Source organism: Mycobacterium sp. D16Q13 (assembly GCF_002013375.1).
GTDB lineage: Bacteria > Actinomycetota > Actinomycetes > Mycobacteriales > Mycobacteriaceae > Mycobacterium.
Genome location: NZ_MAEW01000001.1, coordinates 46969 through 70246 on the forward strand (window position 1 = coordinate 46969; position 23278 = coordinate 70246).

The following is a 23278-nucleotide window of genomic DNA, read 5'->3' on the forward strand; positions in this document are numbered from 1 at the left end:
TGTCAGACCGTACCGGCTGCGAGCGCCGCCTCGATGTCGGCCAGCAGATCATCGGTGTCCTCGATGCCCAGGGAGATGCGCGCGAACCCCTCCGGAACGGCATCCCCCCAGCGCGCCCGGCGGTCCACCGAGGTATGTACACCACCGAAACTCGTCGAGGCCGCCAACAACGTGCTCTTGCTCACCAGCGCGTGCACGGCGTCGGCGTTGGCCAACTCGATCGACACCAGTGAACCGAACCGGCTCATCTGGGCGGATGCCACGGGATGGGACGGATCGCTCGCCAACCCTGGGTAACGCACGGAAGCCACCGCGGGATGCTCGCGCAGCATCGTCGCCAGCGCGATCGCGTTCTGACATTGGCGCTCGAAGCGCAATCCGGCGGTGGCCAGGCTGCGTGCCCCCAGCCAGGCTTCGAACGGACCCACGATGGCCCCGGCCCGCGACCGTTCCTGCGCAACGGCCGACATGAGGTCCTCACGCGACCCCGCGACGTATCCAGCGATCAGATCGCTGTGACCTGAGAGCGCCTTCGTCGCGCTGGCGACCACCAGATCGGCGCCCAGCTCCAGAGGCAGCTGCCCCATCGGAGTGGCCGTGGTGTTGTCCACCACCAGCACACCCCCGTGCGCATGCGTCGCACGGGCCAGCAGAGCCAGGTCCACAACGTCGAGCCGCGGATTCGAGGGAGTCTCCGCCACCACCACATCGGCCTGCGCGGCAGCGGCCACGATCTGATCCGATCTGGCCGCGATCACGTTGATACCCAGCGCCGCAAGGTTTTCCGTAGCGTAACGCCGCGTCTGGTAGTACCCGTCCTCCGGGACCACCAGAGTCTGCCCGGGTCGAACCAATGCACGTAACGCCGAAGTGATCGCGCCCATACCCGAGCCGAACACCAGCACATTGTCCGCACGCTCGAGTGTCGCCAAGCCCGATTCCCATTGTCTCCACGTGGGATTGGACGCACGCCCGTAGGTGTCCAGCGAGTCATCCTCGGGCACCGGCAGATGATAGGCGGAGGCAAACACCGGCCCCGCCAGAAAGGGTTGCCCGGCAACAGGTTCAGCGGTGGCGGCCACAACGGCCCGGGTCGATATCCCTGGCTCTGGCATGTGTTTACTCCGGTTTGGTACTGCGCCCTAACAACTGGGCGACGGCATCGGTGACGCTCAGTCCGCGATGACAGACGCCATGAACAGCCTCCGTGAGCGGCATCTCGACGTCGTAGCTTGATGCCAACGCCAGGATGGACTCACAGGAGGTGACTCCCTCAGCGACCCTACCGCCGGCGGCGTTACGCGCCTCCTGCAGCGTCTCGCCGCTGCCCAGCCGCATGCCAAAGGTCCGGTTCCGCGAATGTGTCGAGGTGCAGGTGGCCACCAGGTCACCCACGCCCGCTAAACCGGCAAGCGTGGTGTGGCTGGCACCCAGGGCCAGCCCCAACCGGGTGATCTCGGCCAGGCCACGGGTAATGATGGTGGCGATCGTGTTCTCCCCCAACCCGACTCCGGCGGCCATGCCGCAACTCAGGGCGATCACGTTCTTACACGCACCCCCCACCTCGCAGCCCACCACGTCGGAGTTGGTGTACGGACGGAAGTAGCGCGTGGAGAACGCGCGCTGCAGGGCGACGGCCCTGGTCGAGTCGGTGCACCCGATGACGGTGGCGGCGGGCTGGCCCGCGGCGATCTCGCTGGCCAGATTCGGACCGGTCAGCACCGCGACCCGGCTGGGATCGGTACCCAGCACCTGGGTGACGACCTGGCTCATCCGCATGAGCGTGCCCACCTCGATGCCCTTGGCCAGGCTCACCACCGACGACCCAGGTTCGATGAGGTCGGCCCAGGGGGTCAGGTTGGTGCGCAGAGACTGTGATGGCACCGCCAACAGCACCAGCTCGGCGCCCTGCAGGGCCTCTTCGGCCACCCCCGTGGCGACTATCGAGGCGGGCAGGTCCACATCACTGAGGTACACCGAGTTCCGATGCGTCGCGTTGATCTCATCGGCCAATTCCGATCGGCGTGCCCACAACCTGACGTCGTGACCCGCGTCGGCAAGCACCTTGCCCAACGCGGTCCCCCAGGAACCAGCACCCATCACCGCAGCCGTGGCCATGGCAGACACCCTAGCCGGGGCTGGCACCATAGAGAACGTGGGCAGACAGGCTGACGCAGACTTCGGCGTGATCATCGCGGTCAAAAACTTGGCGACCGCCAAGAGCCGCCTGGCGCCCTCGCTTTCCGCACCCCAGCGGGAACGGCTGGTACTGGGCATGCTGACGCACGCCATCGCCGTGGCCTTCACCGCCGCCCGAACCGTCGCGGTGATCAGTCCCGATCCTGCGGCCAAGGCAGCGGCGGGACAGGCCGGGGCACGATTCATCTTTGATGACACTCCCGCTGACCACCCCGATCCGCTGAACAACGCGCTACGCAGCGCCGCCGCACAGCTGAGCGCATCGTCACCCAATCTCGTTGTGTTGCAGGCCGACCTTCCCGCGGTGACGGGCGAGGAATTCTCGGCTGCGATGCATGCTGCGCGAAATCACTCACGCAGTTTCGTCGCGGACCGGCACGGCACCGGCACCGCGGCGCTATTCAGCACCGACGGCGATCTGAACCCGTTGTTCGGAGTCGATTCGGCACGGCGGCACCGGGATTCAGCAGCGGTCGAGCTCACCGGGAACTGGCCCGGATTGCGCTGCGACGTGGATACGCTGGAAGATCTGGCCGCGGCCCGCGAGCTGGGGGCCTCACTACCACTCTGAGCCGGTCCGGTAACTCTATGATCACAAGGGTGACCACACCCAGCGTTCCCCCGGCCGCAACCACGATCGCATCGGCTGAGGAGCTACCCGAAGACCGGTACCTCAACCGGGAGCTCTCGTGGCTGGATTTCAACACGCGCGTGCTGGCCCTGGCCGCTGACGAATCCCTGCCCATCTTGGAGCGCGCCAAGTTCCTGGCGATCTTCGCGTCCAACCTGGACGAGTTCTACATGGTCCGCGTCGCCGGTCTGAAGCGCCGCGACGAGACGGGATTGTCCGTGCGTTCGGCCGACGGCTTGTCGCCACGAGAGCAGTTGAAACTGATTGGTGAGCGCACACAGGAGATCTCGGTCCAGCACGCCCGGGTGTTCAGCGACTCAGTGCGGCCCGAGCTCGCCAAGAACGGGATCTTCGTCGTCACCTGGGCCGACCTATCGGAGAACGAGCGGAGTTATCTCTCCTCATATTTCACCGACCAGGTCTTCCCGGTACTGACCCCGCTGGCTGTCGACCCGGCGCATCCGTTCCCCTATATATCCGGCCTGAGCCTGAACCTGGCGATCACCGTCCAGGTCCCCGAGACAGGCGGCCAACATTTCGCCCGAATCAAGGTGCCTGACAACGTCGATCGATTCGTGAGGCTGCGTAGCCCCGACGGTGCCGAGTCCGCGCAGGCCGCCCACACCTCGCGCTTCCTGCCTATGGAAGAACTCATCGCCGCACACCTGTCGGCGCTGTTCCCGGGTCTGGAAGTCGTCGAACATCATGCGTTCCGCATCACCCGGAACGCGGATTTCGAGGTCGAGGAAGATCGGGACGAGGACCTGCTGCAGGCACTCGAACGGGAATTGGCCCGGCGGCGGTTCGGTTCACCGGTGCGGCTCGAGGTCGCCGACGATATGACCGAGCACATGCTCGAACTGCTGTTGCGCGAGCTCGACGTCCATCCGGGTGATGTGGTGCAGGTGCCGGGGCTGCTCGACCTGTCCTGCCTCTGGCAGGTCTACGGCGTGGATCGTCCCGCGCTCAAGGACCCGACCTTCGTCCCGGCGACCCATCCCGCGTTCGGCCAGGGCGAGACACCGAAGAGCATCTTCTCCACCTTGCGCGATGGTGACGTACTTGTGCATCACCCTTACGACTCGTTTTCCACCAGCGTGCAACGGTTTATCGAGCAGGCGGCCGCCGACCCGCAGGTGTTGGCCATCAAACAGACGCTGTACCGCACCTCCGGCGACTCCCCCATCGTCAACTCACTCATCGACGCCGCGGAAGCCGGCAAGCAGGTCGTGGCGCTGGTGGAGATCAAGGCGCGCTTCGACGAGCAGGCCAACATCAAGTGGGCCCGCGCATTGGAAGATGCGGGTGTGCACGTGGTCTACGGCTTGATCGGCCTGAAGACCCACTGCAAAACGGCGCTCGTGGTGCGCCGGGAGGGGTCTGCAATCCGCCGGTACTGCCACATCGGGACGGGAAACTACAACCCGAAGACCGCCCGGCTCTATGAGGATGTCGGCTTGCTGACCAGCGCGCCGGAGATCGGCGCGGACCTCACCGACCTGTTCAACTCCCTCACCGGATACTCGCGGAAGGTCTCCTACCGCAACCTGCTAGTAGCGCCGCACGGAATTCGCGCCGGGATCATCGACCGCATAGACCGCGAGATCTCCGCACATCGGGCAGGACAAGACGCGCGAATCCGGCTGAAGATGAACGCGTTGGTCGACGAGCAGGTCATCGATGCGCTGTACCGGGCCTCCCAAGCCGGAGTCCCCGTCGAGGTGGTGGTGCGCGGGATTTGCGCGCTCCGACCCGGGGTTCCCGAGTACTCCGGCACCGTGACGGTGCGATCCATTCTCGGCCGGTTCCTTGAACATTCGCGCATCATTCACTTCAACGCCATCGACGAATTCTGGATCGGCAGCGCGGACATGATGCATCGTAATCTGGACAGACGAGTCGAGGTCCTTGCACGCGTCACCGATCCGAAGCTCACCGCACAGCTCGACGACATGTTCACCTCCGCGTTGGACTCCCGGACCCGGTGCTGGGAACTGCAGTCCGATGGCCAGTGGCTGGCTTCACCTGCGGACGGCGAGGAGGTGCGCGATCATCAGGTCGAAATGATGAAACGGCACCGCTCGCAGACGTGAGCTAGCCCACGTTCTTCCGGCTGAACACCTCTCCCCCGAAGGAGCTTTCGTGCCCGATCCGACCACCCGGACCGGTGCGGCGGTCCTTGCCGCCGGAGCCGCGCTCTGGCGGTATCAGGAAGACCCGGACCAGGACGACACTGCCGGCTCCATAGAGGTAGCACTGGTGCACCGGCCACGGTACGACGATTGGTCATTGCCCAAAGGGAAGCTGGACCCTGGTGAGACGGCGGCAATCGCCGCGGTCCGTGAGATCGCCGAAGAGACCGGCTTCACCGCGCGGCTCGGTAGGCGATTGCCGTCGGTGAGTTATCCGGTGGCGCAGGGAACCAAACGCGTCAGGTACTGGGCGGCACAAGCTTTGGACGGGAAATTCGAGGCCAACCATGAAGTCGATGAGATTCAATGGCTACCGATAACGCGGGCGATCAAGACGGTCAGCTACGCCGTCGACCGGAAAGTGCTGCGAAACTTCGCAAAGCATGAAATTGACACTCGGACATTGATCATTGTGCGCCACGGAAAGGCGGGGCGAAAGGAACGCTATTCCGGGGATGACACCCTCCGGCCACTGGACAAGAAAGGCCGGGCGCAAGCCGAGGCACTCACCAGTCAATTACTCGCATTCGGCGCCAGCGCCATTCACGCCGCAGATCGATTACGGTGCCGTCAGACCGTGGAACCGCTTGCCGAGGAACTGAACACGGTGATCTACAGCGAGCCCGCACTCAGTGAAGAGGCCTACTGGGCCGACCGAAAGCGCGCACATCGCAGAATTCTCGAAATCGCGGGGTCCGACGGCGTCCGGGTGGTATGCACACAGGGACGGGTCATCCCGGATCTCATCAGTTGGTGGGCGGATCGCGACGGTATCCGCCCCGATAAGTCACGTAACCGCAAGGGCAGCATGTGGGTGCTGTCGATACACGGCCAGAAGCTGCTGGCCGCAGATCATCTGGACAGCCCGCTGCCCGCCGGGAGCTGACGCGCGCGCTCCCCCCCTGATGTGCAACAGCTGACTGCCGCACTACCCCCTGAAATGCAACATCGGGTCCCACCCTGAGGTGGGACCCGATGTCAGCTGAAACTACTTGCGGCCCTTCTTGGCGGGAGCCTTCTTGGCCGGAGCCTTCTTGGCGGGAGCCTTGGTCGCGGCCTTCTTGGCGGGAGCCTTGGTCACGGCCTTCTTCACGGGAGCGGCCTTCTTGACCACTGCCTTCTTCACGGGAGCCTTCTTGGCGGGAGCGGCCTTCTTGACCACTGCCTTCTTGACCGGCGCCTTCTTGGCAGGCGCGGCAACCTTCTTGACCACTGCCTTCTTGACCGGAGCGGCCTTCTTGGCAGGAGCCTTCTTGGCCGGGGCGGCCTTCTTGGCGGCGGCACGCTTGGCCGGGGCGGCGGTGGAGCCACGCTTCACAGCGGGACCGTCGGCCGGAAGCTTCTGCGAGCCAGAGACAACCGCCTTGAACTGTGCACCGGGACGGAACGTCGGGACCGACGTCGGCTTCACCTTGACGGTCTCACCGGTGCGCGGGTTACGGGCGACGCGCGCGGCACGGCGGCGCTGCTCGAAAACACCAAATCCGGTGATGGTCACGCTCTCACCCTTATGCACGGTGCGAACGATGGTGTCGACGACGTGCTCCACCGCGGCGGTGGCTTGCCGGCGATCCGAGCCCAATTTCTGTGTCAGAACGTCGATGAGCTCTGCTTTGTTCATGTAAAACCCTCCGAAGCCAGTGGTCCACTTTGAACCGACTTCGAACACGGTAAACCCAACTGCACCTGATTTCCAAGTGCCACGCGTAATTTCGGCAAAATTCTCTGAGCTTTTTGACGGGCCATATGCCGACCAAAAGCAATGCCCTTGCCCCCCAAGGGCGCCCAATCAGCTACCCAGAAGGCTCCAAAGTACGGGGTTTGAACTTCGGCCGTGACGCCTCAAAAGCCGCAATTTCGTCGACTTTTCGCAGCGTAAGGCCTATATCGTCCAATCCTTCGAGCAGCCGCCACTGGGTGTAGTCGTCAATCTCAAACGGCACCACCACCGTTCCGGCAGTCACTGTCCGATCCTCAAGATTCACAGTGAGTTCCAAACCTGGATTCTGCTCGATCAGTTTCCACAGCAGCTCGATGTTGGACTGATCCACCAGTCCCGCAACCAGACCGGCCTTACCCGCGTTGCCCCGGAAGATGTCTCCGAAACGGGACGACAGTACTACTCGAAATCCGTAGTCCATCAACGCCCACACGGCGTGCTCGCGGGATGATCCGGTGCCGAAATCGGGCCCGGCGACAAGCACACTGCCCCGATTGAACGGTTCCAGATTGAGGATGAACGAGGGATCATTACGCCAGCCGGCGAAGAGACCGTCCTCGAAACCCGTTCGGGTGACACGCTTGAGGTACACCGCCGGGATGATCTGATCGGTATCGACGTTGGAACGACGCAGCGGCACACCAATTCCGGTGTGAGTGTCGAATGCCTCCACTATTTCCTCTCCCTGCTGGTCTAGAGCGCGGATTTTGCCAAATCAGCTGGCGATGAGAGCTTTCCCCGCACCGCGGTGGCCGCTGCGACGGCCGGTGACACCAAGTGAGTACGGCCGCCCTTGCCCTGGCGTCCCTCGAAGTTCCGGTTCGACGTCGAGGCGCACCGCTGCCCTGGGGACAGCTGATCGGGATTCATGCCCAGACACATCGAGCAGCCTGCCTGACGCCATTGAGCGCCCGCAGCGGTGAATACCTGGCCCAGCCCCTCGGATTCGGCCTGCGCGCGCACCCGCATCGAGCCGGGGACGATGAGCATGGTGACCCCCTCGGCCACCTTCCGGTCCCGCAGCACCTCGGCCACCGCCCGCAGATCCTCGATCCGCCCGTTGGTGCAGGACCCGACGAACACGGTGTCCACCGGAATCTCACGCATCGGGGTACCCGGCGTGAGATCCATATAAGTCAGCGCCTTCTCGGCCGCCAGCCGCTCCTCCTCGTCGACCATCTGCTCTGGATCGGGGACGGCGGCGCTCAGCGGAACTCCCTGGCCCGGGTTGGTACCCCAGGTGACGAAGGGCGCCAAAGTACTGGCATCGATGTGCACTTCGGCATCGAACTGAGCCCCATCGTCGGTGCGCAGCGAGTCCCATTCGGCCACAGCGGCATCCCACAGCTCACCCTTGGGCGCGTGCGGACGGTCCTTGAGGTAGGCATATGTTGTCTCGTCGGGAGCGACCATTCCTGCCCGCGCGCCCGCCTCAATAGACATATTGCACATAGTCATTCGGGCCTCCATCGACATCTCCTCGACGGCCTGCCCGCGATACTCCAGGACGTACCCCTGGCCGCCACCGGTGCCGATCTTGGCGATGACCGCCAAAATGACATCCTTGCTGGTAACGCCGGTCGGCAGGGGGCCATCGATGTTGATGGACATGGTCCGAAATGGCCTCAGCGGCAAGGTCTGCGTGGCCATCACGTGCTCGACCTCGGAAGTCCCGATGCCCATGGCCAGCGCCCCGAAGGCTCCATGGGTGGAGGTGTGGCTATCGCCGCACACCACCGTGGTGCCCGGCTGGGTCAAACCCAGCTGCGGACCGACCACGTGCACGATGCCCTGTTCGGCGTCGCCCATCGGGTGCAGGCGGATGCCGAATTCTTCGCAGTTGCGTCGCAGCGTCTCCACCTGAGTGCGTGAGACCGGATCGGCGATCGGCTTGTCGATATCAATGGTCGGCACATTGTGGTCCTCGGTCGCGATCGTCAGATCCGGCCGGCGCACCGGGCGCCCGGCGAGCCGCAGACCATCGAAGGCCTGAGGGCTCGTCACCTCATGGACCAAATGGAGGTCGATATAGATGAGGTCGGGCTCACGCGCCTCACCCTCACCGGTTCCGCGTACCACTACGTGGGAGTCCCAGACCTTCTCTGCCAGGGTCCGGGGCTGTTGGACACTAGTCATCATTGGCTCCGTGCTCATTGCGTCTCATTATTTGGAACGCTAGTATCGTTCCGTGAGACAGCATAGCGGTATCGGCGTTCTCGACAAAGCGGTGCAGGTCCTGACCGCCATCGGCGACTCCCCGTGCGGACTGGCCGAATTGTGCGAGCGCACGGGACTCCCCCGCGCCACCGCGCATCGCTTGGCAGCGGGGCTGGAGGTGCACCGATTCCTGTCCCGGGACGGTGCCGGACAGTGGCAGCTCGGCGCCGGGCTGACCGAACTCGCCGCGCACGTCAACGATCCGCTGCTGAGCGCCAGCGCCCAGGTGCTGCCCAAGCTGCGTGAGATTACCGGCGAGAGCGTGCAGCTCTACCGCCGAGAAGGCACGGTACGCATATGCGTGGCGGCGCTCGAACCACCAGCGGGGCTTCGCGATACCGTGCCGGTCGGTTCACGCCTGCCCATGTCCGCCGGATCGGGCGCCAAAGTCCTGCTTGCCCACAGCGATACGGCCATTCAGGCCGCGGTACTCCCCGGCGCCACGTTCACCGACCGCGCCCTGGCCGACGTGCGCAAGCGGGGCTGGGCGCAGAGCGCGGCCGAGCGCGAGGCCGGAGTCGCCAGCGTATCGGCGCCCGTTCGCGATCGGCATGGCAATGTCGTTGCGGCGATATCGGTTTCCGGCCCTATCGATCGGATGGGCCGCCGGCCGGGAGCACGCTGGGCCGCCGATCTCGTTGCCGCCTCCGAGGCCATAACTGCCCGGCTTTAAGCTCCGATTATGGGAAGCAATCAGCGCTCGCAGATCGTCATGTCCGACGAAGAGATCACCGAGTTCATCAATAATTCGCGCACTACGACCATGGCGACCATCGGCGCCGATGGCCAGCCGCACCTGGTGGCCATGTGGTACGCCGTGATCGAGGGCGAGCTGTGGTTCGAAACCAAGGCCAAGTCGCAGAAGGTAGTGAACCTCAAGCGTGATCCGCGGATCACCTGCCTCATCGAAGACGGACTCACCTACGACACACTGCGCGGGGTATCGATCGAAGGACAGGCCGAGATAGTCGAGGACGCGGACCAGCTGTTCCAGGTCGGCATCAGCGTCTTCGAGCGCTACACCGCGCCGTACACCGAAGAGATGAAACCCTTCGTCGAGCAGATGCTCAACAAACGCATCGCGGTCCGGGTGCGGCCGGCCCGCATCCGGTCCTGGGATCACCGCAAGCTGGGCCTGCCCGCGATGCCCCTCGGCGGGTCGACGGCGCCACAGCAGTAGGTACGGCGGTGGGCCAGCTCGCGCGCGATGCGTTCGACTCCTTCCGTGAGGGTCTGCGGCATAAGAAGATCAAGCGGCCATTGAGCGACGCGCTGGTCCACCACCTCGATACCGGCGAGACGGCCGGAGAGCACGGCGATCGGATCCGTGAGCTATGCGTCGAAACCCTCGATATCGAGGTGAATGTCAAGAAGACCGGCGCCCATCAGGCGCGCAAATTTGTGATCTGGACCCTGCGGGAGCGCCATCCCGAACTCACCGAGGAGGCGTTGCGCATGTTGGGCGACTATCGCGCCGAGAGCTGGCTATAGATTTCGCATTGAGAGCTGGTACCCCCGATGGGATTCGAACCCACGCTACCGCCGTGAGAGGGCGGCGTCCTAGGCCGCTAGACGACGGGGGCTAGAACATTCCGTGCGACGCGCGAGGCGCGCAGACTTGACAGTCTAGCTCACCGGCGTGCATCACACCAAACCACTTGTTGTGCAAATGATTTGCGCTGGGGTACCAGGACTCGAACCTAGAATGGCGGTACCAGAAACCGCTGTGTTGCCAATTACACCATACCCCATTGGCCTCGCAGAACCGCAGGTCAGCGCGCTGACTGCGGACTTTGGAGCCGACGAGCAGACTACCAAACCAACCGCGATTAACCCGAATCGGTTTGGCTCTCCACCTCATTTTCCCAGGTCCGCGCGTTTCGCAGCCGCTGCAAGGTGCGCTCGGAGCCCAGTAGTTCCATTGATTCGAACAGTGGCGGGCTCACCGTCGCTCCGGTGACCGCGACGCGCAGTGGCCCGAATGCCTTCCGGGGTTTGAGTTCGAGCCCCTCAATGAGCGCGCCTTTGAGCGCCTCCTCGATGGCCGGTGTAGTCCATGCGTCGACGGACTCCAGCGCACCTATCGCCGCATCCAGCACCGGCAGCGCGGCCTCCCCCAATTCCTTGCGGGCCGATCCCGGGTCGATGGCGTACACATCGTCGTTGAGGAACTTCAGCAGGCCCCAGGCATCGCCCAGCACCACGACCCGCGTCTGCACCAGGTCCGCCGCCACCGCGAAGGCGCTGTCGTCGAGCCCGAGCTCGTACCCGTGCCCGGCGAAGAAAGTCCGCAGCCGCGCCACGAACTCCTCCGGGGCCAGCAGCCGGATCTGCTCGGCATTGATGGCGTCGGCCTTCTTCTGGTCGAACCGCGCCGGATTCGAGTTGACGTCGGCCACATCGAACGCGGCGACCATTTCCTGCAGGCTGAAGATGTCGTGATCGTCGGCGATCGACCATCCCAGCAGCGCAAGGTAATTCAGCAGCCCCTCGGGGATGAATCCCCGGTCGCGATGCAGGAACAGATTGGACTGCGGATCGCGCTTGGACAGCTTCTTGGTGCCCTCTCCGAGCACCGACGGCAGATGGGCGAACATGGGTATCGAATCGGCCACCCCCACCCGGATCATGGCTTCGTATAGGGCGATCTGGCGCGGCGTCGACGGCAAGAGATCCTCGCCGCGCAACACATGGGTGATCTTCATCAGCGCGTCGTCGACGGGGTTCACCAACGTGTACAACGGATCTCCGTTGGCGCGGGTCAGTGCGAAATCGGGCACGACTCCCGCCGCGAAGGTGGTCTCCCCCCGCACCAGGTCGTTCCAGGTGATGTCGTGATCGGGCATCCGCAGACGGACAACAGGGCTACGCCCCTCGGCACGAAATGCGGCGAGCTGCTCATCAGTGAGGTCGCGGTCGTAGTTGTCGTACCCCAGTTTGGGGTTGCGCCCCGCGGCGAGGTGACGCGCCTCCACCTCTTCCGGCGTGGAGAACGCTTCGTAGGCATCCCCCGACTCAAGCAGCTTGCGCACCACGTCAAGGTGCAGCTCCTTGCGCTGCGACTGCCGATAGGGCACATACGGCCCGCCAACCTCGGGCCCCTCGTCCCAATCCAGGCCCAGCCAGCGCAACGCGTCCAGCAGCGCCAGGTAGCTCTCCTCGCTGTCGCGGCCGGCATCGGTGTCCTCGATGCGGAAGACGAAGTCGCCTCCGCAGTGTCGCGCGTACGCCCAGTTGAACAACGCGGTCCGAATCAACCCGACATGCGGAGTGCCCGTCGGCGACGGACAGAAACGAACCCGGACCTTGTCAGATCCAGTGGTGTCACTCATTGTTACTTCGCCTTCCGCACAACAGGATTGGACAACGTGCCGATTCCTTCGATGGTGACACTGACGGTATCGCCGTCGACGATGGGTCCGACACCCTCGGGTGTCCCGGTAAGAATCACGTCACCCGGCAGCAGGGTCATGACAGCGGACACCCACTCAACGATCGCTCCGACATCGTGCAACAGCAACGCGGTGCTGCTGCTCTGCCTGACTTCGCCATTGACCTCGGTGCGGATGGCCAGGTCCGAGGGATCCAGGTCGGTGACGATCCACGGCCCCAGTGGGCAGAACGTGTCGTGCCCCTTGGCGCGGGTCCACTGGCCGTCGGCACGCTGGTGATCACGCGCCGACACGTCGTTGCCGATCGTGTATCCCAGGATGACCTCGGCGGCACGGGAGGCGGGGACGTCCTTGCACGGCCGGCCGATCACAATGGCCAACTCGCCCTCGTGGTGTACCTCGGATGCGCTGGGCGGCAACTGGATCGGGAGGCCCGGGCCGATGATCGAGGTGTTGGGCTTGATGAAGATCACCGGCGACTCCGGCGGGGCACCGCCCATTTCCGCGGCGTGGGCTGCGTAGTTCTTGCCCATGGCCACAACCTTGCTCGCCAGGATCGGCGCCAGCAGCCTGACATCGGCGAGTGGCCACTGCCGCCCCGTGAAGGTGGGCGTCCCAAAGGGATGCTCGGCGATCTCACGGGCGGTCTCGGAGCCGTCTTCTCCCTCGATACTGACGAAGGCGACACCGTCTGGGCTGGCAATACGTCCTAGGCGCATTCATATGAGCCTAGTTGCCGGGCTTTGTGGCTTCCTCGGCGTCCTCGCGTTGGTCCTCCCGGATGTTGGCGCGAGTGACCAACGCCACCAGGAAATCCTCCAACCGGTTATGGGTGATGTCGAGCTCGCCGCGAAACCAGCTGGTGACCAAGTCCAGCCCGCCGGACACCAGCGTGAACGTGGCAAGGTCCAGATCGGGGTCCAGCGCATCATCGGCGGGGAGCAGCACGCGCCCCTGATCGGCCATCACCTGGGCCAGGGTCTTGACCAGATCGCGGCGGCGCGCGGCCAGCCCTTCGGTGGCCTGCGATTCGACCAGAAGCCTGCCCCGGCGTGGGTCGGCGGTCAGGAACCGCAAGCCACTGCCGACGGCCGCACGCGTGCGCACCACCGGATCGGTGGACGTCGAACTCTTCGCGATGGCCTCGATAATGGCGGCCGAGCCCGCGAGCATCTGTTCGTCCAGCATCGCGAGTACCAACTCGTCGGTGCTGCGGAAGCTCTCGTAGAAGTACCGATCGTTGAGCCGGGCCTCGGCGCATACGCCGCGCACCGTCAGTCCCTTCACGCCGCTACCCGCGACCAGGTCCAGTGCGGCATCCAGAAGCGCCGCGCGTCGTCGTGCGCGTCGTTCACCGGATGTTGCACCGCCATAGGTCCGGGATGGCATCTGCCGATTGTCGCACTGCGGTCCTTGACCTCACGGGATTTTCTGGTGATGATTCTCACCAGATGGTGAATCGTGTCACCAGATGGCCCATTCAACGAGGAAAGGACCTCATCCATGGCTTCGAGCTGGCAGAAGCTCCCTAACCCGCCGCAGCTTCGCGAGTTCCCGTTCAACGTGTTCACTCGCTTCCTGGCCGGACGGGATATCCGCGCGACCGCCGAGCAGCGAGAAGCCTTCCGCCAGTACGCGCATGTCGGCGACCCGCTCGCTGACGCAGTGGTCGCGATGTTCGCGCGGTTCCCGGCAGGTCAGGGTCGCCGGATGTTCGAGATGGCCCTGGAGTCCGGCATCGAATCGGTCGACAATCCCCCCGAGGAACTCGTTGCATTCTTCGCACAGGTCGATGCCCGGCCATATTGGCTCGACGAGGCGAAGCTTGAGCTGGCGGCGCGGGTCAGCATGCGCACCGGAGTCGTCGGCCTGGGCCTGGCGCTGCCCGGCCTTGCCCTTACCGGGGGCTACCTCTCATCCCGTGCCGATAAACCCCTGGTCGGTACCGGCAACCTGAATCTGCAAGCCGCGGCTCCCCGTCGGCTGCACGAGACGGCGCAATGGCTCATCGACGTCACCTCTCCCGGTGGACTCGAGCGATTCGCCACCGGTTTCAAGGGAGTTTCTCGCGTCCGTCTGATGCATGCGCTGGTTCGTGGCGCCATGAACCGGCGCGATGACTGGGACTACGAGAACTGGGACACCCCGATCAACCAGATTCAGTTGGCGGGAACGCTGATGCTCTTCTCACTGGCCAACCTGGCGGGATGTCAGGCCATGGGCATGAGCTTCTCCGACGCAGAGCGCGAGGCAGTTTTCCATTTCTGGCGATATGTGGGACAGCTCATGGGAATTCACCCCGAACTTGTACCCACCAGCGAGGAGGACACCTGGCGGTTGTTCTGGCTGGAGGCCGATACCGAGTTCTTGCCCGACGAGGATTCGTACTCCCTGACGCAGGCGCTACACGCGTCCACACAGGACGAGCCGGCGTTCATGCGGCTTTCCCGTGCGTACCTGTCGTCCTACAGCCGCCTCATCCTCGGGAAGACGCATGCCGATCACTTGGGGCTTATCGACAGCAAGTCCATGCAGGCTGCGGTCCTCGGGACCTCGGTGGTCAACTGGTTCTTCGAGCGCCGCAATGTGCTGCCCGGCATGACTCGTATCAGTGAGGAATTCGGTCACTTTGCGCGACGTCAGATCGTCTCGCGCGGCATGGCGCAGACCGGTGGCGATCGCACGTACCGGCAGCACGACAAGCTCGCGACCGCCAGTTAGGCAATCTCATATATTGAGACAATAGTTCAACAATTTGAGATGGATGTGGAACCATGACAGTCATGGTTCGTGTCGATGAGGTTGGTACAACACGCCGTTGGGCGATGCTGGCCATTGCCCTGGGGTCCACGGCGGGTGCGAATGTCTTCATCAACGGCGTGGCATTCCTCATACCGGCCCTGCATACCGAGCGCGGTCTCGACCTCGCCAACGCAGGGCTGCTATCGGCGATGCCCAGTTTCGGGATGGTGCTGACCCTCATCGCGTGGGGTGCGCTCATCGACAGGTTCGGCGAACGGATCGCGTTGGTGAGCGGTCTGGCGCTCACGGCCCTGGCCGCATTCGCGGCGGCCGAGGCACCGTCGCTGGTGATCACCGGCGTCTTCCTGCTGTTGGGAGGAGCCGCTGCCGCGGCATGCAACTCGGCCAGCGGACGCGTGGTGGTGGGGTGGTTCCCGCCGAACCAGCGAGGCACGGTGATGGGCATCCGCCAGATGGCCCAACCACTGGGGGTTGCCCTGGGCGCCCTGGTCATTCCCCGTATTGCCGAAGGCCACGGCGTGGCAACGGCATTGATCTTCCCGGCGGTCGTATGCGCGGTGTCCTCGGCGGTGTGCCTGGTGGGCATCATCGACCCGCCCCGCCCTCCTCGCGCAGAGGCGCCCGAGGAGCACCTGGCCAACCCCTATCGCGGATCACGGGTGCTGTGGCTCATCCACGGCGTGTCGGTACTGCTGGTGGTGCCGCAGGTGGTGGTGTGGACATTCACGCTGGTGTGGCTGGTGACCGATAGAGGCTGGAGCATTGGGGCCGCCAGCATCATGGTCACCGTCGCACAGGTCGTCGGCGCGCTCGGCCGGGTCGCAGCCGGAATGTGGTCCGACCGTTGGGGTTCGCGCATGCGGCCGATCCGTCTCATTGCCCTCGCCGCATCGGCGACCATGGCGTTACTGGCTGTCACCAATCAGCTGGACTGGTCGATCAGCGTCGTCGTCATGCTGGTGGCTTCGGTGATCACCGTGTCGGATAACGGCCTGGCCTACACGTCGATCGCGGAGATCGCCGGACCGTTCTGGAGTGGCCGGGCCCTAGGCGCGCAGAACACCGGTCAGCTGCTGGCCGCCGCGGTGTCACCGCCGGTGTTCGGGGCGATCGCCACAGCAGCGGGATTCTCTGCGGCGTTCGCCGTGTGCGCGCTGTTCCCGCTGGCGGCAGTCGGTTTGGTGCCGGTGAAGCTGGAGAAACCCGCCCAATAACGCCGAATGCGAGCCTGACGCGACTTTCCGGCCGGATTTCCGCGTGAAGCTCGCACTCGATCAGGACTACAGGAAGCTGGCGATCCGATCACCAGTGGCCGAGGTGGACAGCTTCTCCGCGCCCCGGGTGGCCAGGTGCTGTTCGACCGCCTTCTCCACGCGGGCCGCGGCCTCGGTCTCGCCGAGGTGATCCAGCAGCAGTGAGACCGACACGACCGCAGCCGTAGGATCGGCGATCCCCTGGCCCGCGATATCGGGCGCACTGCCGTGCACGGGCTCGAACATGGACGGGTTCTTACCCGACCCGTCGATGTTTCCGCTTGCGGCCAAGCCGATTCCACCGGTGACCGCGGCCGTCAGATCGGTGATGATGTCACCGAACAGGTTGTCGGTGACGATGACGTCGAACCGGCCCGGGTCGGTCACCATGTGGATGGTGGCGGCGTCAATATGCTGGTAGGACACCTGCACGTCCGGATGCTCGGCGGCGACCTCGTTGACCGTCCGCGTCCACAGCGAGCCGGCGTACTTGAGCACATTGTTCTTGTGGACCAGCGTCAGGTTCTTGCTGCGGGCCTCGGCACGCTGGAACGCGTTGCGCACCACACGCTCCACCCCGAAGCGGGTGTTGAGGCTGACCTCGGTGGCCACCTCGTGCGGGGTCTCGACCCGGATGGCTCCGCCGTTGCCGGTGTACGGCCCTTCAGTTCCCTCGCGCACCACGACGAGGTCGATGGCCGGGTTGCCGGCCAATGGTCCCGTCACTCCCGGGTACAGCTTGGCCGGACGCAGGTTGATGTGGTGATCGAGCGCGAATCTGGTGTGCAGCAGCAAACCGCGCTCCAGCACGCCACTCTGAACAGATGGATCGCCAATGGCGCCCAGCAGAATAGCGTCATGGCCACGGAGCTCGTCGAGCACCGAATCGGGCATCAGCTCGCCAGTGGCCAGGTACCTGCGGGCACCCAGGTCGTATTCGGTCTTGTCGACGCCGGGCAGTACCGCATCGAGGATCTTGACGGCCTCGCCGATGACCTCGGGTCCGATGCCGTCGCCGGCGATGATCGCGAGTTTCGTCATGAAAGATCAACCAGCTCAAGGGTTGTCGCTCCGACGGCGGCACGGATCTCGTCCAGCACGACATCCGGGGCACTGCGATCGATACGCAGGATGATGGTGGCCGCCTGTCCGGAGGCGTCCTGACTCAGCTGCGCGGCCTGGATGTTGACGTCGGCAGAACCCAGCACGGTGCCGATCTTGCCGAGGGCACCGGGCACGTCGGCGTAATTGATGACGAGATTCTCGCCTTCAGCACGCAGATCGAAGTTACGGCCGTTGATCTGAACGATCTTCTGCACCTGCTGCGGGCCGGACAGGGTTCCGGCCACGTTGATCACGGAACCGTCCGCGTATACGGCGCGCACGTCGACCACGCTGCGGTGGTTGGGGCTCTCGGTGGCCGTGGTGATCTCGGCGCTCACGCCGCGCTCCTCAGCGATCGACGGAGCATTCACGAAGGTCACCTGGTCCTCGATCACCGAGGAGAAGAGTCCACGTAGCGCCGAAAGCTTCAGCACCGCAACATCTTCGGAAGCCAGCTCACCGCGAACGTCGACCGACAGCGAGGTGGGCAGCTGCTCGGACACGGCACCGATGAGCACGCCGAGCTTGCGCACGACCTCCAGCCACGGCGCGACCTCTTCGCTAACCACTCCCCCGCCGACGTTGACCGCGTCGGGGACGAACTCGCCCGCCAGGGCCAGCTGCACGCTCGCGGCCACATCGGTGCCGGCGCGGTCCTGGGCCTCGCTGGTCGAGGCGCCCAGGTGCGGGGTCACCACAACCTGGTCGAGCTCGAAAAGCGGGCTGTCGGTGCACGGCTCAGTGGAGAACACGTCAAGCCCGGCGCCGCGGACGTGACCGCTGCGGATCGCGTCAGCCAGTGCGGCCTCGTCGATAAGCCCACCGCGCGCGGCGTTGACGATGATGACGCCCGGCTTGGTCTTGGCGAGCGCCTCCTTGCCGATGAGACCCGCGGTTTCCGGCGTCTTGGGCAAGTGCACCGAGATGAAATCTGACCGACCCAAAAGTTCGTCGAGGGTCAGCAGCTCGATGCCGAGTTGGGCGGCGCGAGCGGCCGAGACGTAGGGGTCATAGGCAACGATGTGCGTTCCGAACGCGGCGAGGCGCTGCGCGAACAGCTGGCCGATGCGGCCCAGGCCCACCACACCGACGGTCTTGCCGAAAATCTCTGTGCCGTTGAACGACGAGCGCTTCCAGGTGTGCGCCTTGAGCGAGGCGTCGGCGGCCGGGATCTGCCGCGCGGTGGACAGCAGCAGGGTGACGGCGTGCTCGGCAGCGCTGTGGATGTTCGAGGTGGGTGCGTTGACCACCAGGACACCGCGGGCGGTGGCCGCCTTGACGTCGACATTGTCGAGTCCGACGCCGGCGCGCGCGACGATCTTGAGCTTGGTTCCCGCGGCCAGTACCTCGGCATCCACCGTGGTGGCCGAGCGCACCAACAGCGCATCGGCGTCGGGTACCGCGGCCAGCAGCGCGGGGCGATCGGGGCCGTCGACCCAGCGCACCTCCACACCATCACCAAGTGCTTCGACGGTCGACTGGGCAAGTTTGTCGGCAATCAGCACGACTGGACGTTCGCTCACGTCGTCATAGCCTAGTGTGCCGCCCGAAGCGGCGGACATCACAGTCGCCGACAGTCGGGGTCCTGCCCCGCCACATCGAGTAGCGCACTACTCACGCCCCAGGACGCGCGCCCGGATGACGCTGTGCGCATGACTGAAACACATGTACTACCTGTCAGTGGCCAATACACGGTCCGCAGTGGTGACACGCTGTGGAAACTGTCCGAAATGTTCTATGGCGACGGACGTCGCTACCGGGTGATCGCGGTGATCAACGGCTTGTCCGATCCGGACCTCATCGAGGTCGGGCAGGAACTTGAAATCCCCTATGTCACGTACCGCTACCAGGTCAAAGCCGGTGACACCAAGGCGAAGATCGCAGAACACTTCTACGGCAGCTTTTCGATGAGCGGAGTGTTCGAGAGCCCCGGTGGCGTCTCGCAGCGCGACCTCATCGTCGGCGAATGGCTGCTGATGCCCGATCTCGCCAACGTGGGACATCACACCGTGGTGTCGGGTGAGACGCTGCAAGTGCTCGCGGACCGGTGGTACGGCGACTGGACACTCTGGATAGTGATCGCGATCGCGAACCAGCTGAGCGGAGATGACCCGGAACCCGGCGCGGTGCTGATCCAGCCTCGGCTCAACCGCCGCCACACCGTTGTCGCCGGCGACACGCTCTGGAAGCTGGCGGGTCAGAACTATGGCGACTACGGCGACGAACGGACGCTGTTGGCGGTCGAGATGGTGGCCGCGGCCAACCTGATCGAAGACCCCGACCGCATCACGGCGGGACAGGTCATCTACTTCCCGTCGATCGATCTGGGTGGCTGATCACACCTCAGCCAGATCTATCCCACGCGTCTCACGAACGGCCAGCAGTGCCACAAATGTCAGTACACCGGCGACTGACAGGTACACGCCCACCCAGCCGACGCCGAAGTCGTGCACCAACCACGTCGCGATGAAGGGCGCCATGGCGGCGCCGATGATGGACGCGAAGTTGTAGGCGATCCCCGACCCTGTGTAGCGCACATTCGTCGGGAACAGCTCGGGCAGCAGGGCACTCATTGGCCCAAAAGATAAGCCCATCAATACCATTCCCAGACTCAGGAACACCAGCATTGTGGTCTTGTCCACCGTCGCCGGGTCGAGGAACCAGCCGAACGAGAGCCCGAACGCCATGATTCCGGCAGTGAACGTCAGCAGCACCGGCCTGCGGCCATATTTGTCCGCCAGCCGGCCGGATATCGGCACACACGCGGCGAGGAACAACACCGAAATCAGCTGCATCTGAAGGAAGTCGACGTAGCTGATCGCGAGTCTTACCCCGGATTTGTCGACCACCTTCCCCGTTCCGTACGACGCCGCCCAAGTCGTGACGACGTAAAAGATGGTGTACGTGGCCAGCATGACGAAGGTGCCGATCACCAGCTGACGCCACGAGGTCCGGACCACCTCGGCCAGCGGCGCACGCACCTTCTTGCCCTCGGCAACCGCCTGGGTGAACACGGGTGTCTCGGTGAGCTTGAGCCGCACGTACAGGCCGACGACCACGATGACGGCGCTGGCCAAGAACGGAACCCGCCAACCCCACGCCAAGAACGCATGGTTGGCCGCGGCCGACTTAGCGTCGAAGCCCATGACGAGCATCAACAACAGGAAGGTGCCGTTGGCGAAGAAAAAGCCGACCGGGGCGCCGAGCTGTGGCCACATCGCCGCCCAGCCCCGCTTGCCCTCCTCGGCGGTTTCGGTCGCCAGCAGCGCCGCACCCGACCACTCCCCTCCCAGTCCCAACCCCTGACAAAAGCGCAGCAGCGACAGCATGGCCGGAGCCCAGTAGCCCACAGTTTCGAAGGTGGGTAGCAGCCCGATCGCGAAGGTCGCGACTCCCATGGTCATCAGCGATCCAACAAGCGTGGCCTTGCGTCCGATCCGATCGCCGAAGTGTCCAAACAGCATGGATCCGACCGGCCGGGCGACGAAGGCCAACCCGAATGTCGCGAACGAGGACAGCAGCGCGGCGGTGTCATCTCCTTTGGGAAAGAACAACGTTGGGAATACCAGCACCGCTGCGGTGGCGTAGATATAGAAGTCGAAGAATTCGATGCTCGTGCCCACCATGGAGGCAACGACGATTCGGCTGCGCGGGACCACGGGCGCAGCGGGCACGGTCTCCGGTGTCAGGGCCACCGGCGGAGACTAACGCAGCGACTCGATTCTCGTGGCCAGCATGGCCGTCCATTCCGCGATGTAGTCCTCGTCGGCAATATCGAGGCCAGGCCGGCGGAACACCGCGTTGGTCGCACGCTTGCCCAGGAGCGCATTGACGCCAAGCACCCCAATCGATTCCGCGTCCTGCTTACCGACGCCGGGCGCCCAGCCCTGTACCCAATCGGTCAGTTCTCCGTACAGGCTGTCGAACAGCGCCGCGTAGGCGTCATCGAGCCGCGCGGGGCGGCCCGATGGCACACTGGAGACGATCTGCAACAACTGCGATTCCTCGTCCAGGATCGCCAGGATGTAGCGCCCCATCATGGTCAGTTCATTACGCAGGTCTCCGAGACCGCCGAAGAGTGCGCGGATATCGCGCATAGCGCTGCGCCGATCGAGCTGACGGTCGATACCGGCCTCAAGCAGCGCCTCCTTCGACTTGAAGTGGTGGTACAGGCCGCCCGAGCCCGGCGTCAGACCAGCAGCCTTCTCAATCTGCGCCACGCTGGTGGCCTTGTACCCCTGCTCTCCGAACAACCGCATGGCCTCGGTGACCAGGCGCTCCTTGGTGGAAATCTCACCCATTGACGCCTCCCAAGTAATCACTTAGTCTCACTCAGTGAGTACTTTAACAGCTGGGACCGGTCACCGGTAGGAGGCAGCCATGGCCGAAGAGCTAGTGCCTAGAGGCAGGGTCCGGCGCACCATGCCGCTGGCGGGCTTCACCGCCCGCGCCGCAGGCGGACGACTCGTGGCGGGCCTCCGCGAAAAAGCCGGAGACACCGGAGCCATCGACCGCTTCCATGAACGCACCGCCGAGCGCTACACAGAACTACTCGGACACTCCAAAGGCGTCCTCATGAAAGCCGGCCAAATCTTCTCCACTCTCGATACGAGCCTCAGCGGCTTCTTGACTCCCTATGCGCATGCTCTGACGAAGTTGCAGACGCAATCACCGCCAATGGAGTCTGGCTTGGCCCGGCAGATACTCCAAGACGACCTGGGCCGCAACATCGACGAGCTCTTTGCCGAGTTCGATGATGAGCCGATCTCGTCAGCATCCATCGGCCAGGTCCATCAAGCGGTGCTACACGACGGGCGCCGGGTCGCGGTAAAGATCCAGTATCCCGGTGTGGCACAGGCTATTAGGGACGACCTTGCAAACACCGAGCTGCTCGCCACGTTCCTGCGGGTGGCCCTGTCCGCAGCCGGAATCTACAGCCAAGCCGATCTGCGGGGCATTGCCGCCGAGATCGCAGACCGGATCGGTGAAGAAATCGACTATCGCAATGAGGCCGCTAACATTCGGGCTTTCAGCGACCTCTACTGCGAGCACCCATTCATCCGGGTACCTGAGCTCGTCGATGAAGCATCCGGCGAGCGAGTGCTGACCATGACATTCGTGGGCGGAATCGGTTGGGATGAGGCGCACAGCGCCGATCAAGAGCTGAAGGACACCTGGGCAGAAGCCTTATGGCGCTTTGTCTATGGATCCTTTCAGCACTCGTCGCTCTATCACGCCGACCCACATCCAGGCAACTATCGTTTTGGCTTAGATGGCAGTATCGGCGTCGTCGACTTCGGCTGTGTCAAAGAGTTTCCGGAATTCCGGCGATACGGCTGGACATTGATGGGCCAGGCGATGTTCAGTGGCGACAGACCAGGCCTTCGTCGGATGGCAGTCGAATACGGGGTGCTGCCTGATGATTCCACTGCTTCTGCCGACGAGACATACCGCTGGATAACCAACTTCAGTCCCGGACTATCCCTGACTCAACCCGTCAGATACACACCCGAGCTGATGCAAGAATTTCTCGCCGCAGTCAACGTCTCCAACCCCGACGCTGGATCGCGCCATCTGACTATTCCGCCCGACATGTTCATGCTTAGCCGCATCACCATGGGTGTTACCTCTTCCATGACGAGACTCGAGGCGACGGTCAATCTTCGCGCGATCCTGTCGGACATGGCAGGTGTTGCCGAACCCGAAACCCCCCTGGGTGTTCGGCATGTGGCGTGGGTACGTGAACGTGGGTTGCCGTTCGGTCTTGATCGTCGCGGGCAAGAAGAGGTCCGGCTATGAGCGGCAAA

The 23278-nt window shown here is 64.2% G+C and carries 22 protein-coding genes and 2 tRNA genes; 10 read left to right on the plus strand and 14 right to left on the minus strand.

From position 1 onward, the window contains the following. Window positions 1–2: 2 nt before the first annotated feature. Together B4400_RS00230 and B4400_RS00235 are read right to left on the minus strand one after the other, a co-directional pair. Window positions 3–1115, minus strand: a complete 1113-nt coding sequence (locus B4400_RS00230; protein WP_078308936.1) for a cystathionine gamma-lyase — start codon at window positions 1113–1115, stop codon at window positions 3–5. A 4-nt stretch (window positions 1116–1119) separates the two neighbouring features. Further along, window positions 1120–2100, minus strand: a complete 981-nt coding sequence (locus tag B4400_RS00235) for an NAD(P)H-dependent glycerol-3-phosphate dehydrogenase (protein WP_286142038.1) — start codon at window positions 2098–2100, stop codon at window positions 1120–1122. Between the two features lie 16 nt (window positions 2101–2116). On the opposite strand from B4400_RS00235, the gene cofC reads away from it, so the two are divergent. The 3 genes from cofC to mutT1 are packed head-to-tail and all read left to right on the plus strand — an operon-like array spanning window position 2117 to window position 5908. Beyond that, window positions 2117–2770, plus strand: a complete 654-nt coding sequence (cofC, locus tag B4400_RS00240; protein WP_078309026.1) for a 2-phospho-L-lactate guanylyltransferase — start codon at window positions 2117–2119, stop codon at window positions 2768–2770. A gap of 17 nt (window positions 2771–2787) precedes the next feature. Continuing rightward, window positions 2788–4923, plus strand: coding sequence for an RNA degradosome polyphosphate kinase (locus B4400_RS00245; protein WP_078308935.1), 2136 nt, complete (start codon window positions 2788–2790; stop codon window positions 4921–4923). A gap of 49 nt (window positions 4924–4972) precedes the next feature. After that, window positions 4973–5908, plus strand: a complete 936-nt coding sequence (mutT1, locus tag B4400_RS00250; RefSeq protein ID WP_078308934.1) for an 8-oxo-(d)GTP phosphatase MutT1 — start codon at window positions 4973–4975, stop codon at window positions 5906–5908. Window positions 5909–6010: 102 nt separating this feature from the next. Here the strand turns inward: mutT1 and B4400_RS00255 are convergent, their stop codons facing one another. The 3 genes from B4400_RS00255 to leuC form a co-directional block, all read right to left on the minus strand. Beyond that, window positions 6011–6643, minus strand: a complete 633-nt coding sequence (locus B4400_RS00255) for an HU family DNA-binding protein (RefSeq protein WP_078309025.1) — start codon at window positions 6641–6643, stop codon at window positions 6011–6013. A 172-nt stretch (window positions 6644–6815) separates the two neighbouring features. After that, window positions 6816–7415 carry a 3-isopropylmalate dehydratase small subunit gene (gene leuD / locus B4400_RS00260; protein ID WP_078308933.1) on the minus strand — a complete coding sequence of 200 codons (600 nt, stop codon included), beginning with the start codon at window positions 7413–7415 and terminating at the stop codon, window positions 6816–6818. Window positions 7416–7435: 20 nt separating this feature from the next. Next, complete coding sequence (gene leuC / locus B4400_RS00265) at window positions 7436–8881, minus strand: 3-isopropylmalate dehydratase large subunit (RefSeq protein ID WP_078309024.1); 1446 nt, start codon at window positions 8879–8881, stop codon at window positions 7436–7438. A gap of 49 nt (window positions 8882–8930) precedes the next feature. Between leuC and B4400_RS00270 the strand changes: the two genes are divergently transcribed. From B4400_RS00270 to B4400_RS00280, 3 genes are read left to right on the plus strand one after another with little or no spacing between them, the layout of a single operon-like run. After that, window positions 8931–9632, plus strand: a complete 702-nt coding sequence (locus tag B4400_RS00270; protein WP_078287482.1) for an IclR family transcriptional regulator — start codon at window positions 8931–8933, stop codon at window positions 9630–9632. A 9-nt stretch (window positions 9633–9641) separates the two neighbouring features. Further along, entirely contained in the window at window positions 9642–10139 is a 498-nt protein-coding gene (locus B4400_RS00275) for a pyridoxamine 5'-phosphate oxidase family protein (protein WP_078308932.1), read from the plus strand. Window positions 10140–10147: 8 nt separating this feature from the next. Beyond that, window positions 10148–10450, plus strand: coding sequence for a hypothetical protein (locus B4400_RS00280; protein ID WP_078308931.1), 303 nt, complete (start codon window positions 10148–10150; stop codon window positions 10448–10450). 16 nt (window positions 10451–10466) lie between these two features. Here the strand turns inward: B4400_RS00280 and B4400_RS00285 are convergent. The 5 genes from B4400_RS00285 to B4400_RS00305 form a co-directional block, all read right to left on the minus strand. After that, window positions 10467–10542, minus strand: a tRNA-Glu gene (locus tag B4400_RS00285). Between the two features lie 96 nt (window positions 10543–10638). Next, window positions 10639–10710: transfer RNA gene (locus B4400_RS00290), tRNA-Gln, on the minus strand. A 78-nt stretch (window positions 10711–10788) separates the two neighbouring features. After that, window positions 10789–12291, minus strand: coding sequence for a glutamate--tRNA ligase (gene gltX / locus B4400_RS00295; RefSeq protein ID WP_078308930.1), 1503 nt, complete (start codon window positions 12289–12291; stop codon window positions 10789–10791). A gap of 2 nt (window positions 12292–12293) precedes the next feature. Continuing rightward, window positions 12294–13070 (minus strand): fumarylacetoacetate hydrolase family protein, encoded by a 777-nt coding sequence (locus B4400_RS00300; RefSeq protein ID WP_078308929.1) that lies wholly within the window; start codon window positions 13068–13070, stop codon window positions 12294–12296. Between the two features lie 10 nt (window positions 13071–13080). Continuing rightward, window positions 13081–13740: a TetR/AcrR family transcriptional regulator gene (locus tag B4400_RS00305; protein WP_078308928.1), complete on the minus strand. Its 660-nt coding sequence runs from the start codon at window positions 13738–13740 to the stop codon at window positions 13081–13083. A 114-nt stretch (window positions 13741–13854) separates the two neighbouring features. Here B4400_RS00305 and B4400_RS00310 point away from each other — a divergent pair, with 114 nt between their 5' ends. Next, window positions 13855–15072, plus strand: coding sequence for an oxygenase MpaB family protein (locus B4400_RS00310; RefSeq protein WP_078308927.1), 1218 nt, complete (start codon window positions 13855–13857; stop codon window positions 15070–15072). Between the two features lie 53 nt (window positions 15073–15125). Beyond that, window positions 15126–16328, plus strand: coding sequence for an MFS transporter (locus B4400_RS00315; RefSeq protein ID WP_078308926.1), 1203 nt, complete (start codon window positions 15126–15128; stop codon window positions 16326–16328). 66 nt (window positions 16329–16394) lie between these two features. On the opposite strand, the gene B4400_RS00320 is transcribed toward B4400_RS00315, so the two are convergent. After that, entirely contained in the window at window positions 16395–17408 is a 1014-nt protein-coding gene (locus B4400_RS00320) for a 3-isopropylmalate dehydrogenase (RefSeq protein ID WP_078308925.1), read from the minus strand. Then, window positions 17405–18994: a phosphoglycerate dehydrogenase gene (gene serA, locus B4400_RS00325; protein WP_286151513.1), complete on the minus strand. Its 1590-nt coding sequence runs from the start codon at window positions 18992–18994 to the stop codon at window positions 17405–17407. The genes B4400_RS00320 and serA overlap by 4 nt, the downstream gene beginning before the upstream one ends. A 123-nt stretch (window positions 18995–19117) precedes the next feature. On the opposite strand from serA, the gene B4400_RS00330 reads away from it, so the two are divergent. Further along, a complete protein-coding gene (locus B4400_RS00330) occupies window positions 19118–19807 on the plus strand; it encodes a LysM peptidoglycan-binding domain-containing protein (RefSeq protein ID WP_078308923.1) in 690 nt (229 codons plus the stop codon). On the opposite strand, the gene B4400_RS00335 is transcribed toward B4400_RS00330, so the two are convergent. Together B4400_RS00335 and B4400_RS00340 are read right to left on the minus strand one after the other, a co-directional pair. After that, the gene (locus tag B4400_RS00335; protein ID WP_078309023.1) at window positions 19808–21160 is read right to left on the minus strand and encodes an MFS transporter; all 1353 of its coding nucleotides are present in this window, start codon (window positions 21158–21160) and stop codon (window positions 19808–19810) included. A gap of 15 nt (window positions 21161–21175) precedes the next feature. Then, window positions 21176–21772 (minus strand): TetR/AcrR family transcriptional regulator, encoded by a 597-nt coding sequence (locus B4400_RS00340; protein ID WP_078308922.1) that lies wholly within the window; start codon window positions 21770–21772, stop codon window positions 21176–21178. A gap of 79 nt (window positions 21773–21851) precedes the next feature. Here B4400_RS00340 and B4400_RS00345 point away from each other — a divergent pair, with 79 nt between their 5' ends. Next, entirely contained in the window at window positions 21852–23270 is a 1419-nt protein-coding gene (locus B4400_RS00345; protein ID WP_078308921.1) for an ABC1 kinase family protein, read from the plus strand. The last annotated feature ends 8 nt before the right edge of the window (window positions 23271–23278 follow it).

Bases quoted from the DNA above. Each gene is read 5' to 3' on its own strand.
- B4400_RS00340 (WP_078308922.1), bottom strand. From the start codon at position 21,772: ATGGGTGAGATTTCCACCAAGGAGCGCCTGGTCACCGAGGCCATGCGG.
- gltX (WP_078308930.1), bottom strand. From the start codon at position 12,291: ATGAGTGACACCACTGGATCTGACAAGGTCCGGGTTCGTTTCTGTCCG.
- B4400_RS00245 (WP_078308935.1), top strand. From the start codon at position 2,788: ATGATCACAAGGGTGACCACACCCAGCGTTCCCCCGGCCGCAACCACG.
- B4400_RS00275 (WP_078308932.1), top strand. From the start codon at position 9,642: ATGGGAAGCAATCAGCGCTCGCAGATCGTCATGTCCGACGAAGAGATC.
- leuC (WP_078309024.1), bottom strand. From the start codon at position 8,881: ATGATGACTAGTGTCCAACAGCCCCGGACCCTGGCAGAGAAGGTCTGG.
- B4400_RS00310 (WP_078308927.1), top strand. From the start codon at position 13,855: ATGGCTTCGAGCTGGCAGAAGCTCCCTAACCCGCCGCAGCTTCGCGAG.
- B4400_RS00230 (WP_078308936.1), bottom strand. From the start codon at position 1,115: ATGCCAGAGCCAGGGATATCGACCCGGGCCGTTGTGGCCGCCACCGCT.
- B4400_RS00315 (WP_078308926.1), top strand. From the start codon at position 15,126: ATGACAGTCATGGTTCGTGTCGATGAGGTTGGTACAACACGCCGTTGG.
- B4400_RS00320 (WP_078308925.1), bottom strand. From the start codon at position 17,408: ATGACGAAACTCGCGATCATCGCCGGCGACGGCATCGGACCCGAGGTC.
- B4400_RS00345 (WP_078308921.1), top strand. From the start codon at position 21,852: ATGGCCGAAGAGCTAGTGCCTAGAGGCAGGGTCCGGCGCACCATGCCG.
- B4400_RS00235 (WP_286142038.1), bottom strand. From the start codon at position 2,100: ATGGGTGCTGGTTCCTGGGGGACCGCGTTGGGCAAGGTGCTTGCCGAC.
- B4400_RS00305 (WP_078308928.1), bottom strand. From the start codon at position 13,740: ATGCCATCCCGGACCTATGGCGGTGCAACATCCGGTGAACGACGCGCA.
- B4400_RS00255 (WP_078309025.1), bottom strand. From the start codon at position 6,643: ATGAACAAAGCAGAGCTCATCGACGTTCTGACACAGAAATTGGGCTCG.
- B4400_RS00300 (WP_078308929.1), bottom strand. From the start codon at position 13,070: ATGCGCCTAGGACGTATTGCCAGCCCAGACGGTGTCGCCTTCGTCAGT.
- cofC (WP_078309026.1), top strand. From the start codon at position 2,117: ATGGCAGACACCCTAGCCGGGGCTGGCACCATAGAGAACGTGGGCAGA.